At 71.3% G+C, this 16,609-nt stretch carries 13 protein-coding genes; 1 reads left to right on the plus strand and 12 read right to left on the minus strand.

Annotated elements, in window-relative coordinates; genetic code table 11:
• Positions 1–60: 60 nt before the first annotated feature.
• The 12 genes from ACPYO6_RS11165 to ACPYO6_RS11220 all read right to left on the minus strand — a co-directional run bounded on the left by ACPYO6_RS11165 (position 61) and on the right by ACPYO6_RS11220 (position 13,227).
• Positions 61–909, minus strand: coding sequence for a PIG-L deacetylase family protein (locus ACPYO6_RS11165; protein ID WP_425714941.1), 849 nt, complete (start codon positions 907–909; stop codon positions 61–63).
• A 35-nt stretch (positions 910–944) separates the two neighbouring features.
• Positions 945–2,711 (minus strand): ABC transporter ATP-binding protein, encoded by a 1,767-nt coding sequence (locus ACPYO6_RS11170; protein WP_425714942.1) that lies wholly within the window; start codon positions 2,709–2,711, stop codon positions 945–947.
• 1 nt (position 2,712) lies between these two features.
• Positions 2,713–3,660, minus strand: a complete 948-nt coding sequence (opp4C, locus tag ACPYO6_RS11175; protein ID WP_425714943.1) for an oligopeptide ABC transporter permease — start codon at positions 3,658–3,660, stop codon at positions 2,713–2,715.
• Positions 3,657–4,616: an ABC transporter permease gene (locus ACPYO6_RS11180; protein ID WP_425714944.1), complete on the minus strand. Its 960-nt coding sequence runs from the start codon at positions 4,614–4,616 to the stop codon at positions 3,657–3,659. The genes opp4C and ACPYO6_RS11180 overlap by 4 nt, the downstream gene beginning before the upstream one ends.
• 4 nt (positions 4,617–4,620) lie before the next feature.
• Positions 4,621–6,210: an ABC transporter substrate-binding protein gene (locus tag ACPYO6_RS11185; RefSeq protein ID WP_425714946.1), complete on the minus strand. Its 1,590-nt coding sequence runs from the start codon at positions 6,208–6,210 to the stop codon at positions 4,621–4,623.
• 68 nt (positions 6,211–6,278) lie between these two features.
• Positions 6,279–7,124 carry a fumarylacetoacetate hydrolase family protein gene (locus ACPYO6_RS11190; protein WP_425714948.1) on the minus strand — a complete coding sequence of 282 codons (846 nt, stop codon included), beginning with the start codon at positions 7,122–7,124 and terminating at the stop codon, positions 6,279–6,281.
• A 13-nt stretch (positions 7,125–7,137) separates the two neighbouring features.
• Complete coding sequence (locus tag ACPYO6_RS11195) at positions 7,138–7,650, minus strand: hypothetical protein (RefSeq protein ID WP_425714949.1); 513 nt, start codon at positions 7,648–7,650, stop codon at positions 7,138–7,140.
• Entirely contained in the window at positions 7,647–8,663 is a 1,017-nt protein-coding gene (locus ACPYO6_RS11200; RefSeq protein WP_425714950.1) for a Gfo/Idh/MocA family protein, read from the minus strand. The genes ACPYO6_RS11195 and ACPYO6_RS11200 overlap by 4 nt, the downstream gene beginning before the upstream one ends.
• A complete protein-coding gene (locus tag ACPYO6_RS11205; protein ID WP_425714951.1) occupies positions 8,660–10,219 on the minus strand; it encodes an N-acyl-D-amino-acid deacylase family protein in 1,560 nt (519 codons plus the stop codon). Before ACPYO6_RS11205 ends, ACPYO6_RS11200 begins: the two co-directional genes overlap by 4 nt.
• 1 nt (position 10,220) lies before the next feature.
• Positions 10,221–11,546, minus strand: coding sequence for an aspartate aminotransferase family protein (locus ACPYO6_RS11210; RefSeq protein WP_425714952.1), 1,326 nt, complete (start codon positions 11,544–11,546; stop codon positions 10,221–10,223).
• Positions 11,543–12,424 (minus strand): amidohydrolase family protein, encoded by an 882-nt coding sequence (locus ACPYO6_RS11215; RefSeq protein ID WP_425714953.1) that lies wholly within the window; start codon positions 12,422–12,424, stop codon positions 11,543–11,545. Before ACPYO6_RS11215 ends, ACPYO6_RS11210 begins: the two co-directional genes overlap by 4 nt.
• Positions 12,421–13,227: an IclR family transcriptional regulator gene (locus ACPYO6_RS11220; protein WP_425714954.1), complete on the minus strand. Its 807-nt coding sequence runs from the start codon at positions 13,225–13,227 to the stop codon at positions 12,421–12,423. The genes ACPYO6_RS11215 and ACPYO6_RS11220 overlap by 4 nt, the downstream gene beginning before the upstream one ends.
• 199 nt (positions 13,228–13,426) lie before the next feature.
• Here ACPYO6_RS11220 and ACPYO6_RS11225 point away from each other — a divergent pair, with 199 nt between their 5' ends.
• Entirely contained in the window at positions 13,427–16,537 is a 3,111-nt protein-coding gene (locus ACPYO6_RS11225; RefSeq protein ID WP_425714955.1) for a sialidase family protein, read from the plus strand.
• The last annotated feature ends 72 nt before the right edge of the window (positions 16,538–16,609 follow it).

Here is a 16,609-nt window from a genome sequence, read left to right on the forward strand (position 1 = left end):
GCAGGTCGGGCAGGCCGGCGGGCGGGACCGACGCCGGAGGCGGCGGCGTCGTCGGGGTGACTAGGCGAGCGGGAACTCGCGACGCACGTCGAACTGCGAGTACGCCACGTGGCGGGTGAGCGGGTCGGCCGCCTCGGCGTACTCGGTCAGCGGGAGCAGCGACCGGGTCTCGCCACGGAAGCGGACGTAGGGCTCGGCGAGCGCGACGCCGGCGGTGCGGCCGAACTCGCCGTTGCTCGCCTCGATGAGCTTGCGGGCGAACGGGCCGTCGTAGCCCTGGCTCGAGAAGCAGTCCATCGCGGCGATCTTGCGGCCGACCACCGAGGTGATGTCGATGAACAGGTCGTTGCGCACGCCGTAGGTGGACAGGGCGTCGCCCGCCATGACCGGGAGGCCGCCGAGGAAGACCTGCTTGACGTTGACCTCCTCCTTGCCGTCGATGTTCTTGAGGAACTGGGAGGCACGGTCGAGGGCGGCGATGAGCGTCATCGTCGCGATCGTGTGCGCGGAGTTCGTCACCGCGGGGTTCTGCGGGTAGTCCGCGATGATGACGTCGGGCCGGTGCTTGGCGATGAGCTCGGCGACCTCGTCGACCATGTCCTCCTGCACCACGCTGATGGCGTCGTCGTGGTCGAGGAACTCGATCGTGCCGATGCCGACGATCTCGGCGGCGCGCCGCAGCTCGCCCTTCTTGTTCTCGATGATCGCCTCGCGGTCGGCCTCGAGGAGGGCGAGGTCGGCGGCGTCCTCCTTGCGCGCCTCCTCGGCGTAGACGTTGGGGTGGATCCGTCCGCCGTGCGTGAGGATCACGGCGACGATCTCGTCGCCGGCGTCGGCGTGGAGCGCCAGCGTGCCACCGCAGTTGGTGATCGTGTCGGCGGGATGGGCGTAGACGGTCATGACGCGCATGGGTGTACTCCTGTTGTGGGGTTGGTCGTGCAGATCTAGTGGGTGGTGACGTGCGTGAGCTGCCGGTCCCGCTGACGCTCGGGGTCCGGGACCGGCGCGGCCTCGACGAGCCGACGGGTGTAGTCGGTCTGCGGGTCGTTGAGGACCGCCTGCGCGTTCCCGCGCTCGACGATCTGCCCGCCCTGGAGCACGACGACGCTCTCCGAGAGCAGCTCGACGACCGCGAGGTCGTGGCTGATGAAGAGGCAGGAGAAGCCGAGCCGCTGCTGCAGGTCCTGGAACACGTCGAGCACGGCGGCCTGGACCGACACGTCGAGCGCCGAGGTCGGCTCGTCCGCGATGAGCAGCTCCGGGTCGAGCGCCAGCGCCCGGGCGATACCGACCCGCTGGCGCTGGCCGCCGGAGAGCTCGTGCGGGAAGCGCGTGACCCACGCGGCGGGCAGCTGGACCTGCTCGAGGAGCTCGACGACGCGGGCCTTGCGCTCGGCCTTCGTCATCTCGCGCCGGTGCGCGACGAGCGGCTCGGCGATGCACTGGCCGATCGTCATCCGCGGGTTGAGCGAGGAGGCCGGGTCCTGGAAGACCATGCCGTAGTTCGCGCGCGACCGGCGCGCGGCCCCTCCCCGCAGGTCCTTGAGGTCGACGTCGCCGACCCGGATGCTGCCGGCCGTGATCGGGGCGAGCCCGACGATCGCCTTGCCGATCGTCGACTTGCCCGATCCCGACTCGCCCACGAGCCCGACGACGGACCCCTCGGGCACCGAGAAGCTGACGCCGTCCACCGCGCGGAAGCCCTGCCGGCGCCAGGAGCGGTTGTACTGGACCACGAGGTCGGTGACCTCGAGCGCGACCGGGTCGGAGGTCTCCGGCTCGGCGGGAACGGGTTCCTCGCCGGTCGGCTGCGGCACGGCGTCGAGGAGCTTGCGCGTGTAGGGGTGCTGCGGCGACGCGAAGAGGGCGTGCGACTCCGCCGTCTCGACGACCCGCCCCTCCTTCATGACGACGATGCGGTCGGCCATGTCGGCGATGACGCCCATGTCGTGCGTGATGAGCAGGATCGACAGGCCGCGGCGGTCGCGGATCGCGCGCAGGAGGGCGAGGATCTCCGCCTGGATCGTCACGTCGAGGGCCGTGGTGGGTTCGTCGGCGATGATGACGTCCGGGTCGTTGACGAGCGCCATCGCGATGACCGCGCGTTGGCGCATGCCGCCGGACCACTGGTGCGGGTACTGCTTCGCCCGCTCCGCGGCGTCCGGCACGCCGACCCGCTCGAGGGTCTCGACCACCAGGGCGCGGGCCTTCGCCCGGCCGGCCCGCGGGTGGTGGATGAGGTAGGCCTCCTCGATCTGCGCTCCGATGGAGATCACCGGGTCGAGGGTCGTCATGTGGTCCTGGAAGACCATCGCGATGCGCCGCCCCCGGATCTTGCGCATCCCGCCCTGGCTCAGCGTGGCGAGGTCGACGCCCTCGAACTCGATGTGACCGCCGAGGATGGAGGCGGTCGGGGGCAGGATCCGCAGGACGCTGAGCGCGGTCATGCTCTTGCCAGAGCCGGACTCACCCACGACGCCGACGATCTCGCCCTCGTGGACCTCGAGCGACACGTCCTCGAGGATGCGCGCCTTGCCCTGGGGCGTCCGGATGTCGAGGGTGAGGTCGCGGACCGCCAGCAGGGGGTTCGTCGTCGTCTGCCCGTCCGTGGTCGAGCCGCTCGACGTGCTGTCCGTCGTCGACCTGATCGTGGTCGACCCGTTCATGATCGGCCCGTCCGACGTGGTCGTCGTCGTCTTCTCGTCTGTCATGTCAGGTGTTCTTCCGCGGGTCGATGGCGTCCCGGACGCCGTCCCCGATCGCCATCGCCGACAGGACGGTGACGGCGATCATCAGACCGGCCGGCACCCACAGCCACGGCATCGACGACAGGACGGTGAGGGACTGGGCCTCGTTGAGCATGTTGCCCCAGCTGGACTCCGGGGGCTGGACGCCGGCGCCGAGGAACGACAGCGAGGACTCGAGGAGCACGGACTCCGCCACGAGCAGGGTCGCCGAGACGACGATCGGGGGCAGCACGCCGGGCACGAGGTGCCTCATGAGGATGAACCCGGTCCGCGAGCCGAGGGCCCGCGCGGCCTGGACGAACTCCTCCTCCCGGAGACTGAGCACCACGCCTCTCGCGATGCGCGCAGGCGTGGGCCACGCGAGGCCGGCGATGACGATGATGAGCATCGGCACGCTCGGTCCGATGACGCCGGCCAGGACGATGATGACGAGCACCGGCGGCACCGAGAGCATGATGTCGATGACGCGGCTGATGATCCCGTCGACGATGCCGCCGAACCATCCGGCGACGACGCCGGCCAGCGTGCCGATGACCACCGCCATGAGCGCGGCGAGGAAGCCCACCATGAGCGAGATCTGGCCGCCCGCGAGCAGCCGGCTGAAGACGTCGCGCCCGGTCGAGTCCGTGCCGAGCCAGTGCTCCCCGGACGGCGGCTGGCGGACGTTCGTCAGGTCGATCGCGTTCGGCGGGTGCGGGCTGATGTACGGGGCGAGCACGCTCGCGAGCACGGTGATGACCAGGGCGATGACGCCGATCACCGCGATCGGGTTCTTGAGGAACCGGCGCACCGCGAGCTTGTCGGGGGACGACTCCGACTGCGTCCCGGCGACGTCGGCCCCCGTGACGGGACCGGGGCTCTGGCCCGGGGACAGGTCGACGCTCGAGGCGGGACCGGGGGTCTGGCTCGTCATCGTGCGGTCCTCACCCTCGGGTCGATGATCGTGTAGGACAGGTCGGCGATGAGGTTGCAGATGAGCACGAGCACCGCGATGTAGAGCCCGAACCCGATGAGCACCGGGTAGTCGCGCTGCCCGAGGGCGTCGATCGCCAGCTGACCCATCCCGGGCCACGAGAAGATCTGCTCGAGCACGACCGCACCGGACAGGGCGATCGGGATCGTCATCGCGAGCACCGTGACCAGCGACATCAGGCTGTTGCGCAGGGCGTGCCGCAGGGCCCGTGCCCGGGTGCCGCCCTTCGCGATGATCGTGCGGACGTAGTCCTTGTTCAGCTCCTCGAGCACGCCGCTGCGCACGTACCGGATGAAGTTGGCCGCGTTGGCCAGGGCGAGCAGGCCCACCGGCATGATCATGTGGAGCAGCAGGTCGCCGAGGTCGTCGCGACCCGGCGAGTGCATCCCCGAGGAGGGCAGGACCTGCATCCGCACCGCGAAGGTGTAGATGGCGAGCATGCCGAGGAAGAAGCTCGGGACGGCGATCGCGATGACGCTCACCGAGCTGATCGTGTAGTCGGCGATCGTGTTGCGGCGCACGGCGGCGATGACGCCGGCCGGGACCGCGACGATCAGACCGATGGTCAGGGCGCTGCCCATGAGCAGGGCCGTGGGGCCCAGCCGGTCGGCGAGGAGGTCGCCGACCGGCCGGCCGTTGGTGTACGAGTAGCCGAGATCCCCCGTCAGGAGCCCACCGAGCCAGCGCCAGAACTGCACGACGATCGGCTGGTCGAGACCGAACCTCTCGCGGACCGACGCGAGGTACGCGTCGCGTTGGGCTCCGGCCAGCTCCGGCGGCACCATCATCTCGATGGGGTCGCCGGGTGCGAGCCGGACCAGCGCGAACAGTCCGATGGCGATGAGCAGGAAGACAGCCACGCTCGAGAGGAGACGTGGGACGAGGGCTCTCAGCATGCAGCTACTCCGTCACGGTCCACTCGGCGACGTTCCAGAAGCCGTTGGCGAAGTCGCCGTGCGGCTCGAAGCCCTGGAGGCGGTCGCTCGACGCCCACAGCGTGTCGGGGACGTAGAGCCAGAGGTAGGGCACCAGCTGGTTGTCCATGCGGACGGCGTCCTGGTAGATCGACTCGCGCTCGCCCTCGTCGGCGGTGACGGCGCCCTCGGCGAGCAGGGCGTCGAGCTCCTCGTTGCAGAACAGGGACGTGTTGCCTCCGGCGGGGAAGACGTTGTCGCAGGTCAGCGCGTTGGCAGAGACCGTCGGGTCGGGGGTGTAGAAGCCACCGCCCGAGACCATGAGGTCGTACTCCGCGTTCTCGATCATCGAGAGCTGGTTCGCGCTCTCGATCTGCTGCGCGACGGCGTTGACGCCGATCGCGTTGAGGTTCTCGATGGCGACCTGGACGGCGGCGTCACGATCGGCCGTCCCGGGGATGTAGCTGATCGCGACCTCCTGGTCGAAGTCGAAGCCCGCCTCCTCGAGGAGCGCCGTCGCCTCCTCCGGGTTGTAGTCGTACGTCTCGAGGTCGTCGGGCAGCGCCCACGGCGTCATGATCGTGCTGTTGATCGTCTCGCCGTGGCCGCCGAGGATGCCGTCGATGATGCCCTGGCGGTCGATGGCCATGAGGAACGCCTGACGGATCCGCTCGTCCTCGAACTTGGTGAAGTTGACGAGCAGGCGGAGGAACCCGGGCGACGGCGCCGAGCCGACGGTGACGCCGTCGAGCCCCTCGACCGTCTCGAGGTCCTGCGGCGCGATCTGGACGAGGTCGATCTCGCCGGTGGCGAGCTGCGCGGTCGCGACGTCGGTCGTGAGCATCTGGAGGTAGAGGGTGTCGATGCCGACCTCGGTCCAGTAGTTGGGGTTGGCCTCGAGGACGACGTTCTGGTCGGTGTTGAACTCCTGCATGACGTAGGGGCCGGAGCTCACGGTCGGCATCGTCCAGAACTCGTGCTCCATGATCTCGCCGGGCGCGACCTCGCCGAGGACGTGCTCGGGGAGGATCCCGAAGCCGATGCCGAACTCCGCGAGGTACCCGGGGGTCGGGTCGGTGAGCGTGATCGACACCGTCTGCTCGTCCTCCGCCACGAGGCCCTCGAGCGTCTCGGCCGAGCCGTCCTGGACCGCGTCGAACCCGACGACGTTGTCGAAGGGGGCGACGTTGGGGCTGGCGACGTCCGGGTTGGCGAACAGGTTGTACGTGAAGACGACGTCGTCCGCGGTGATCGGCTCACCGTCGCTCCACTCGAGTCCCTCGCGCAGGTGGAACGTGTAGGTGGTCGCGTCGTCCGAGACGTCCCACGACTCGGCGATGCGCGGGACCGGCTCGAAGTCCGGGCCCAGGTTGAACAGGCCGTCGTAGACGAGCGACATCGTCAGCTGCTCGGCACCCTGGCCGGGCGCGAGCGGGTTGAACTGGACGGGCGCCTGGTACAGGTAGAGGTTCGCCGACGTGGCCTCGCCCCCGTCCGACCCGGACTCGCCGCCGTCACCGTCGTCGCCGCCGCCCCCGCAGGCGGCGAGCAGGGCCGTCGTGAGGCCGACTGCCACGACACTCTTCGCGATTCGTGATCGCATCATTGCTCCTCGTGATCGGGTGGTGCTGGTGCGGGCGGCGACTATGCCGCCACGATGGGGGTGGTGAGGGACCCGAGTCCCTCGACCGCGGCGACCATGGTGTCGCCGGGCTGGAGGAAGACGCCGGTGGTGGCACCGACGCCGGACGGTGTGCCGGTGAGGATGACGTCACCGGGGTTGAGGGTCATGAGTCGCGAGCTGAAGGACACCAGCTCGGCGACGGTGTGGACCATGTCGGTCGAGCTCCCCCGCTGCATGACCTGTCCGTTGAGCTCGAGCGTCAGCCCGAGGTTCTGTGGGTCGGGCACCTCGTCGCTCGTGACGAGGTAGGGGCCCAGCGGCGCGGAGCCGTCGAGCCACTTGCCCTCGAGCCAGTCGAAGAACCCGGTCGCCGCCTCGCCGTCGCGCTCGACACCCAGGTCGAGGCTGCGCGCCGAGATGTCGTTGCTCGTGGCGTAGCCGAACACGTGCTCCAGCGCCCGGTCCACCGGCACACCCTGGGCACGCCGGCCGATGACCGCGGCGATCTCGACCTCCCAGTCGAGCTGGCTCGTGATCGGGTTGAGCGCCACCGGGGCGCCCGGGCCCGTGATCGAGGTGTCGGGCTTGAGGAAGAGCCGCGGCGTCGCGGTGGACTGCTTGCGCGCCTCGAACCCGGCCTCCTTGACGTGCTCCTGGTAGTTCGCGGCGACCGCGAGCACCTTGCCCGGGGCGAGCAGCGGGGCGAGGATGCGCGCGCCGTCGAGCGGGCGTCGGCCCGCCTCGGCCGTGCCGGCCTCTCCCCGGACGACGGCGGTCAGGTCCCCGTCGCCGGTGACGACGATCTCGTCGCCCTCGACGTACCCGTGCCGGACCGCGCCGTCCTCGTCGAACGTCAACCACTTCATGTCCGCTCCTTCCTCACCAGCTGGTCTCTGCCGTCGCACCGGACCGCGCCGAACCGGCGATCGCGGACAGGGTCTCGGTCGCCTCGTCCGGCGCGACGTCCGCGCCGGGCAGGCCGAAGGGCACCGCGCGCACGCCGGCCGCGGTGCGGACGTCGAGCTCGGGGCTCAGGAGGTCGACGAGCACCGACCCGTGCGTGCCGACGATCCGGACGGCGGCGCGCAGATACTCCCGGCGCTCCCCCGCGACCAGGGAGAGGTGGGCGCTCACCGCGACCCCGTGGTCGGCGCGACCGAGGAACGTCGCGGCGCCCGTGTCGGCACTCGCGTGGGCCTGGAGCGTGACCGAGGTCGGGCCGGTCGCGCCGCGCAGGACCTCGATCGCGTCCGGGCCGAGCTCGCTCAGCGCGTCCCCCGGGCCGGTCGCGACGAGATCGAGGGCGACGGCGCGCAGGAGCCCGATCTCGCCGCTGCGGACCGCGGCGAGCGCGCGCGTGAGGCCCGGGCGGGTGGCCAGCGGTCCGGTCATGACAGGGCTCCGATCTCGATCGTGCGGCCCGTGCGCAGGGACTCCTCGGACGCCGCGGCGATGTCGACGGCGTGGATCGCCGCCGAGACCGGCGGGACGACCTCGGCCTCGCTGCGCGCCGCGGCGACGAACGCCTCGAGCTCGCGGACGAAGGTGCGGGGGCCGGACCCGTCGACGCCCCAGGCGGTGAGGCCGGTGTCGGTCCAGGCGAGGACGCCCTCGGCGTCCCACGAGCGCGTGAGGACGCCGTCGGTGCCCACCACGGTGAGCTCGAGGTAGGACGCGCTGCGGGGCCGCTCGCCGCGGCTGATCTCGCAGACGGCCGCGGCGCCGCTCGCGAAGCCGAGCCCCATGACGAGGTAGTCGTAGATGTCGAGCGCCTCGCTCGTGGCGTGCTGCCCCACCGAGTGGACGCTCGTGGCGGGCTCGCCGATCCACCAGCTCGCGAGGTCGACGAGGTGGACGCCGTTGTGCAGGGAGTGGCCGCCGGACAGGGCGGGGTCGAGCACCCAGGCCTGCCAGCCGGGCCAGATCCAGCCGCCGTTGATGACGACCCGGACGAACCGGGGCGTGCCGATCTCCCCGGCGTCGATGACCTCGCGGATCGCGAGGCTCTGGTCGGAGAACCGGTGGCTGTGGCCCACGGCGAGCGCGAGCCCGCGCGCCTCGGCCTCGGCGGCGACGCCGCGCGCCCCCTCCGGGGTCAGCGCCAGCGGCTTCTCCATCAGCAGGTGCCTGCCGGCCTGAAGGACCTGGTGGCCCAGCTTCTCGTGCGTCATGTTCGGGGTGCAGACGATGACGGCCTCGACCTCGTCGTCCGCGAGGAGCTCCTCGACCGACCCGTAGCCGGCGCAGCGCTCGGTGTGCGCCACCTCGGCGGCACGGGCGGCGTCCAGGTCGCACACCGCGACGAGCCGCGCGCCGGGCATCGTGCGCAGCGCGGCCATGTGGGACAGGGCGATGCCGCCGACCCCCACGATCCCGACGCCGAGCGGCGTCTTGTCCTCGTTCACTGCTCTCTCCCTCTGATGAGCGCTCCCGGGCGGGCGCCGGTCAGGCGCCCGGAGTCGACGACGGCGATGCCGCCCACGTACACGTGGTCGAGCCCGACGGACGGCCGGGCCGGGTCCCCGAACGTGGCCGCGGAGTCGAAGGCCTGGTCGTCGAGGACGACGAGGTCGGCCCGCCGCCCGGGCACGATCCCGCTGCTGATGCCGGCACGCGCGGCGGGCGCCGTCGAGAGCCGGCGCACGGTCTCGCCGATCGCGGTCCCGCGGTGCCGCAGCATGCGGTACCCCGCGGAGAAGGCACCCCACGAGCGGGGGTGGGCCACGGACGCGCGGTGGGTGCGGTCGAGCGCGGTGCCGTCGGAGGCGATCGAGACCCAGTCGGTGGCGAGCATGAGGTCGATGTCGCTCCACCGGCCGCTCTCGGCCGCGACGTCGACGAGGCCGCGGTTGGCGACGAGGAGGTCGACGAGCCAGAGCCAGGGGTCCCCGGGCGCCTCCGTGAGGTCCGATCCGACGGCCTCGGGCGTCTCGGTCGCCTTCATCACGAGGATCTGGTCGAGGCCGTACCCGGCGGCGGCGAGCTCCCTCGCGACCGCGCCCGGGTCGGTGAGGCAGGCCGCGACCACGGCGTCCGGCCCGCCGTCGCGGAGCTCGGGCGGAAGCAGCTGGGTGAGCGTGGTGTGGCCGTGGACGTAGGGGTACGCGTCGGCGTCGATGTCGACGGACTCCCGCAGCGCCGCGAGGTGGGCGAGCGCCTCCGGGAACCCGTGCTGCCCGCCGATGCCCCGCAGGTGGGAGACCTGGAGCCTCGGCCCGCCCTCGCCGGACGCACCGGCCAGCTCGTCGATCGAGCGCCGCAGGGACCCGGCGCGGTAGTCGCGCAGGTGCGCCGAGAGCAGGCCGTCGTGCGCGGCGACGATCCGGGCGACGGCGGCGAGCTCGTCCGCACCGGCCGAGGCGCCGGGCGCGTACATCAGCCCGAGGCTCACGCCGACGACGCCGGCCGCGAAGGCGTCCTCGACCTCCCGCTCGAGGGCGGCGAGCCCGTCGTCGTCGAGCGGGTCCGTGCTCGTGCCGGTCACGGCGAACCGTGCGGATCCGTGCCCGACCTGGGCGGCGACGTTGGTCGCCGTCTCGCAGTCGTCGAGCGCCTGGAGCCAGCCGGCGACGTCGGTCCAGGTCCACCCGAGGTCGGGCGTGACGTCGATCGTGCTGATGACTCGGGCGAGGCCGGCGGCGTCGGCGTTCCCGGGGGCCGGGCTCATGCCGCAGTTCCCCACCACCTCGGTGGTCACTCCCTGACCGACCCTGCTCTCGTTGCCCGGGTAGGCGAGCAGGCTGAGGTCGGAGTGGCAGTGGAGGTCGACGAACCCGGGGGCGACGACCCGGTCCGTGCAGTCGACGATCTCCGCGTCGTACCCGCCGGCGGGCCGCTCGCGCGCCGGGACGACGGCGGAGACCCGTCCGTCGGCGACGAGCACGTCACCGAGGAAGGGGTCGCCGCCGAGCCCGTCGGCCACGAGGCCTCCGGTCAGCACGGTCGAGGAGATCGGGGACATGTCAGGCGTTCGCCGCCTGCGCCGCGAAGATCCCCTCGCGCGCCATCGCACCGAGGACGTCCTCGGCCTGGGCGAGCGTGCGGTCGACGTCGGCCTCGGTGTGCGCGAGCGAGATGTGGTTCCGCTTGAGCGCCATCGGGTACATGAACGAGCCCTTGTCGATCATGCGGCGGTGGAAGGTCGCGTAGGCGTGGTCGTCGTTGCGCAGCAGGTCGCGGTAGCCACGCACCTCGCCGTCGAGGAAGTACGGGATGAAGACGGAGCCGAGACCGGTGACGTGCGCGGCGATCCCGGCGTCGTCGGCGATCTGCTGGAGACCCACGCGCATCCGGTCGCCGAGGCGGCCCACGTGACCGTAGAAGTCGACCTCGGGGTCCTTGAGGACCTCGATCGTGGCGATGGCGGCGGCCATCGACGCGGCGTTCCCGTTGAAGGTGCCGGCGAGCATGACCGAGCCGCCGGCGGGCGTGAAGTGGGACATCGCCTCGGTGGAGCCGGCGAGGCCCGCGACCGGGAACCCGTTGCCCATCGCCTTGCCGAAGGTGGTGAGGTCCGGGGTGACGCCGCACAGCTCCTGGTACCCGCCGAGCGCGTGCCGGAAGCCGGAGATCACCTCGTCGAAGATCAGGAGGCTGCCGTGCGCCCGTGTGATCTCGCGCAGGCCCTCGAGGAACTCCTGCTCGGGCAGGAGCGCGCCGACGTTGTGGGGCACGGGCTCGAGGATGACGGCGGCGATCTGCTCGGGGTGCCGGGCGAAGTGCTCCTGCACCGAGGCGAGGTCGTTGAACTCGGCGATCAGCGTGTGGTCGATGGCGTCGTCGAGGATTCCCGAGGAGTTCGGGTCGCGGCCCCAGGCGAGGTCGGGGCTCGAGATGACGTTGCGGGCGAGCGCGTCGTAGGACCCGTGGAAGTTGCCCTGGAACTTGAGGATGAAGGGGCGCCCCGTCGCGCCACGGGCGAGACGGACGGCCTGGAACGTGGCCTCCGACCCGCTCATCGTGGAGATGACCATCTCGGCGCTCGGGATGGCGTCGACCACGAGCCGGGCGAGCTCGACCTCGAGCTCCGTGGTCCCGACGCCCACGAGGTCGATGTCGGCGATCGCGCGGGTGACGGCGTCGTTGACCCGCTCGTCGCTGTGGCCGAGCAGGATCGCCCCGAAGGCGGCGTGGTAGTCGGTGTAGACGCCACCGTCCATGTCGGTCATCGTGGCGCCCTTGGCCGACCGCCAGGCCCATGGTGCGCCGATGCTGCGGGTGGCGGAGTTGACCCCGCCCGGGATGATGCGCTCGGCAGCCTCGGCGAGGCTGCGGGAGACGGATGTCACGAGGTGCTCCTAGGTGTCGAAGAGTGCGTGCCGGCGGGAGCGGTGAGCTCGAGCATCGTCAGCGCGTCGCAGTGGATGATCCGCTCGATCGTGTCGTCGGCCACGAACGGCAGGTTCCCGGCGCGGAACCGGGCGATCGCGCGCAGGTTGGCGAGCGCCTGCGCGGGGGTCCAGAGGGGGTAGTCGGAGCCGAACACGAGCTTGTCGACCGTGCGCCACTCCTGGGCGCCGACGAATGCGAAGAACGCGTCCATCGGCCGGGACGGGACGCCCGACACGTCGGCGAAGACGCGCGGGTTCTTGCGCAGCACGACGTTCGTGTCGCGCTGCCAGGGGTGGCCCATGTGCGCCATGACCTGGGTGAGGTCCGGGTGGCGGCGGGCGACCTCGTCGATGACCATCGGCTGGCTGACCGCGAGCCGGCCGACGGGGCTGGGGGTGGCGCCCATGTGCCACAGGGCGACCATGCCGTTCGCCCGAAGCGTCGTGTAGAAGTCGTCGAACTCGTCGGCGAGCGGGTCGAACAGCGACAGGACCGGGTAGAGCTTGACACCCTGGAAGCCGAGCTCGACGGCCTCGTCGAGCTGGTCGCGCCAGTCGGCGTCGAGCGGGTCGATCGAGCAGAACGGGATCGCCGGGGTCTGCATCCGTGCCACGAAGTCGGCGACGAAGCGGTTCGGCGTGCGCACCCCGGCCTGCGACGCCGCGAGGCCGAAGACGACCGCGACGTCGACGCCGGCCTCCTGCATGACCTGGTCGTAGGACTCGGGCGTGACCACCGGGTAGGGCTCGCCGCCGTAGGCGCCCTGCCAGTGGTCCTCGTGCTCGCTCCCCCAGTGCTCCGGCTGGTGGCAGTGGCTGTGGACGTCGACGATCATGCGGTGGCCATCCGGGGGCGCAGCGGCTCGAGCGCGGCGTCGAAACCGGGCGCCGCGACGAGCTCGGCCGCCGCGGCGTTGAGGACGGGGAGGAGCGTCGCACGGGCCGGCTCCTCGAGCTCGGCGCTCGGGGCGGAGACGGACATCGCCAACGTGGGGGCGCCGTGCGTCGGCAGGAGGACGGCCATGCAGGTGACGCCGCGGTTGCGCTCCTCGTCGTCGACGCTGTAGCCGTCCCGGCGGATCCGCTCGAGCTCGTCGACGATGCCGGCCCGGGTGGTGATCGTGCGTGCGGTCCAGCTCGAGTAGGGCTCGGACTCCGGGAGGTGGGCGTCGATGGCGTCCTCCGGGAGGACCGACATGAGCAGCTTGCCGAGTCCGGTGCAGTACGCGTGGTCGAGCGTGCCGCCGGTGGCGAAGCGGAGCGCGCGCTGCGGCTCCGCCACGTGCAGGTGGAGGACCGAGGGGCCCTCGAGGAGGCCGACGTTTGCGGTGAAGCCCACCTCGTCGGCGAGCCGGCTGAGGACCGGGGCCGCGACGTCGGACATGCTCGGCGGCCGGTAGCCCTCGGCGATCTCGTGGACGGCATGCCCGATCGAGTACGCCGGGTGCTCGCCGGAGCGGCGGACGAACCCCTCCTCCTCCATCACCTGGAGGAGGCGGACCGCGGTCGACTTCGGCAGCTCGAGCTCCGTGGCGATCGAGGCCAGCGTGAGGGGGGCGGGTGCCTTGCCGAGCAGTCGCAAGATCGCCAGGGCTCGGACGAGCCCTTGCGAGTGATACGACTTGGCACGCTGTTCCATGTCGGGGACCGTAACAGGGGATCGGCCACATGGAAACACATTCCATGTCACGAATGCGTGTCGCGACGTGGCACGCGGAGTGCGATGAGACCTCCATGCTCGGGCACATCACGATTCGGTCACGCGACATGACACTCTCGACATGGAACGGGGGTCCATGCTGATAGTTGCGTCTCAACGGTCGGCAAAGGAGCCACTCGTGATCGCCCTCCCCTTGGTCAGGTTCAGTCCCTCTACTCACCGGCGGTGGCTCGGTCTCGCCACCGCTGCGCTCCTCGCGCTCGTCCTGGCACTGGCGCCAGTGGCGGTGCTACGCGGGTCTCCCGCCGCTGCGGCGCCCGCGGACGGTGCCGTGCGCACGTTCGACGACGAGCCGCTCGGCGAGCCACCCGCGGACTGCCGGATCATCGGTGACGTCACCGTCGCCGAGGCCGCCTTCGGCGGCGCGGCCGAGACGAACCAGGCGATGCGGGTGGTCGACCAGAGCAGCTCGGTCTACACCCGAGCCTGGTGCACCTACCCCCAGACCGAGGAGCGGTCCGTCTCCTACCGGTTCTCTCCCGCCGAGTTCAACGCCGGCCCCTACGTCGCCATCCAAGGTGCCGAGGGCACCAGTGCCAACGGCGTCTGGCGGTTCACCTTCAACCGCGACGGGGACGACATCCGGATCGCGGCCTACGACGGGTCCAGCTTCGCCGACGTCGCCCGGGTCGCGGGTGGCGCGGCACTCAACGAGTGGGTGGACGTCACCATCAACGCCACGACCGAGCGCGCCGAGATCATCGTCAACGGCGTCCGGTTCCAGACCGAGAGGCGCAACGCACCCTCGCCCACGTTGGGCGAGATCTACTTCGGGTCCGCCGGCGCCAGCGCCGTCGGCGTCGACTACTACATCGACGACCTCGCCGTCTCCGGCGAGCTGCCCGACGATGCCTTCGCGGGCCTCGCCGTCGAGCCCCTCCTCGACGACTTCATCGACGCCGGCGAGGTCGTGGACCTGTCCGTCGCGCGCGTCCAACTGCCCGAGGGCGCCGACGTCGCGGACTACACCGCGGTCGCCGAGTGGCAGGGCGAAACCATCCCCGCCGAGCTCACAGGCCCCGACGACGACGGCTGGGCGACCATCTCGATCTCCCACACCTTCGGTGACGGGGAGCGCGGGATCCTGCGCACGATCGTCACCGGCCCGGACGGGACCGAGTCGGTGGCCGCGCAGTCCGTCGGCGCGAGCTCCAGGATTCAGCCGGACGTCATCATCGCGGAGGGCGACGGCGACGAGCGGCCCTTCTTCCCGGAGGTCGCACGCCTCGACGACGGACGCCTGGTCACCGTCTACTACTGGTCGAACGGGCACTCGCCGGGCGACGGCGGTGATCCCGGTCAGATCCGGTGGACCGAGAGCACCGACGGGGGGCTGACCTGGTCGGAGCCGCGGGTCGTCATCGACACGCCCGACGACGACCGCGACCCCCAGATCACGCAGCTGCGCGACGGCACCATCGTGCTCACCTGGTTCCAGACGGACTGGACCGACTATCCCGCCGAGGGCGCCACGATCGACACCTACGTGGCACGCTCCGAGGACGGCGGCACGACGTGGTCCGACCCCGCCCTCGTCGAGACGTCGATGAGCTGCGGCTGCGGGCCCCGCAGCGGCCACTACCTCCTCGGCTGGGCGGCCGAGTCCGGCAACGTCGTCGAGCTGGACAACGGCGACCTGCTCGTCCCCCTGTACGGGACGCGCCCCGATGCCGCGCTGAGCCGCGCCAGCGTCGTGCGCAGCACGGACGGCGGACGGACCTGGCCGCTGGAGAACGAGGTGATGATCCCGTCGGAGCCCGGGGTCGGCCTCTCCGAGATCGAGGTGGCCGTCCTGGACGACGACCACCTGACCGCCGTCATCCGGCCCGGCCTCGTCAGCGAGTCGTTCGACCACGGTCGCACGTGGTCCGTCGCGAGCCCGGTCCCGTGGAGCATGCAGGCTCCCGACATCCTCACGCTGCCCGGCGGCCGGATGCTGCTCACGTACGGCGGCAACGACTACGGGTCCAGCGAACCCGTCGTCGGCCGGCTCGCGCACCCGGGGCAGGCCTGGACCGACACGACTCCCGTGCTCCTGTACATGTCGCGGCAGAACGTCGACCAGGGCGATCCGAGCTCCGCCGTCGTCTCCGGCGACGAGTACCTCACGGTGAGCTACGACACGAACATCAACGCCGTCGTCGGCACGTTCAGCTCCCTGGGTGACTATCCCGCGGACCCGAACGAGCCCGAGCCGGTGGCGGGGTCGATCACGGCGTCCGTCGAGGACGTTGACGGTGCTGCTGTTGCCGGTGGCGCGATCACGGTCGTGGCGCCCGGTGACGGTGAGGAGATCACGGTCGTCGACGGCGGAGAGGCCGACCTGGCCGAGGCCGACGGCGTCATCACGGTGGTCGTCGAGGGCGCCGGGGACTACGAGGTCACGCTGACCGGCGTGCCCGAGGGCTACGAGCACGAGGCGACCACGGCCACTGCCGCGATCACCGAGGAGACGCCCGACGTCACGCTCGACCCGTTCCTCGTCACGCTCATCGACGACGAGGAGCCGGGCGAGCCCGGGGAGCCGGACCCTGAGCCCGTTCCGCCGTCGCCGGGTCGTGGGTTCTACCTCAACGACGACTGGGACATCTGGGCCGACCACGAGTTCAGCTTCGGCCGCCCCGGCGACGAGGTCCTCGTCGGTGACTGGGACGGCGACGGCTCCGACACCCTCGCGGTCAGGCGTGGGAACGCGTACTACCTGTCCAACACCCTCTACGGCGGGACGGCGGACGTGGAGCTGACCTTCGGCCGCTCCGGCGACACCGTCCTCGTGGGCGACTGGGACGGCGACGGGTCCGACTCCTTCGCCATCCGACGCGGGAACTCCTACTTCCTCACCAACCGGCTCACCGGCGGGAACGCGGAGACCGAGCTGGACTACGGCCGGGCGTCCGACCAGGTCCTCGTCGGTGACTACGACGCCGACTCCGTGGACACGTTCGCCGTGCGGCGCGGCACCACCTACTACGTCTCCAACTCGCTGACCTCGGGTTGGGCGGACGCGCAGTTCGACTACGGCCGGGCGAACGACCAGGTCCTCGTGGGCGACTGGGACGGCGACGGCGCAGACACCTTCGCCTCCCGACGCGGGAACCAGTACCTCGTGTCCAACACCCTCACAGGCGGGTGGGCCGACATCGAGCAGTTCTACGGCCGCACCGGCGACGAGGTCGTCGTCGGCGACTGGAACCGCGACGGCACCGACACCCTCGGCATCCGCCGCTGACAAACCCCCGATCACCGACGTCCCCACCGCCCCCGGGCGGGCCCCCCGCATGACCCCAGGCGCCGCCACACC

The organism is Georgenia sp. Z1344 (assembly GCF_049856295.1).
In the GTDB taxonomy this organism is placed as follows: Bacteria; Actinomycetota; Actinomycetes; order Actinomycetales; family Actinomycetaceae; genus JB111.

Bases quoted from the DNA above. Each gene is read 5' to 3' on its own strand.
- ACPYO6_RS11180 (WP_425714944.1), bottom strand. From the start codon at position 4,616: ATGCTGAGAGCCCTCGTCCCACGTCTCCTCTCGAGCGTGGCTGTCTTC.
- ACPYO6_RS11220 (WP_425714954.1), bottom strand. From the start codon at position 13,227: ATGGAACAGCGTGCCAAGTCGTATCACTCGCAAGGGCTCGTCCGAGCC.
- ACPYO6_RS11190 (WP_425714948.1), bottom strand. From the start codon at position 7,124: ATGAAGTGGTTGACGTTCGACGAGGACGGCGCGGTCCGGCACGGGTAC.
- ACPYO6_RS11165 (WP_425714941.1), bottom strand. From the start codon at position 909: ATGCGCGTCATGACCGTCTACGCCCATCCCGCCGACACGATCACCAAC.
- opp4C (WP_425714943.1), bottom strand. From the start codon at position 3,660: ATGACGAGCCAGACCCCCGGTCCCGCCTCGAGCGTCGACCTGTCCCCG.
- ACPYO6_RS11170 (WP_425714942.1), bottom strand. From the start codon at position 2,711: ATGACAGACGAGAAGACGACGACGACCACGTCGGACGGGCCGATCATG.
- ACPYO6_RS11215 (WP_425714953.1), bottom strand. From the start codon at position 12,424: ATGATCGTCGACGTCCACAGCCACTGCCACCAGCCGGAGCACTGGGGG.
- ACPYO6_RS11195 (WP_425714949.1), bottom strand. From the start codon at position 7,650: ATGACCGGACCGCTGGCCACCCGCCCGGGCCTCACGCGCGCGCTCGCC.
- ACPYO6_RS11205 (WP_425714951.1), bottom strand. From the start codon at position 10,219: ATGTCCCCGATCTCCTCGACCGTGCTGACCGGAGGCCTCGTGGCCGAC.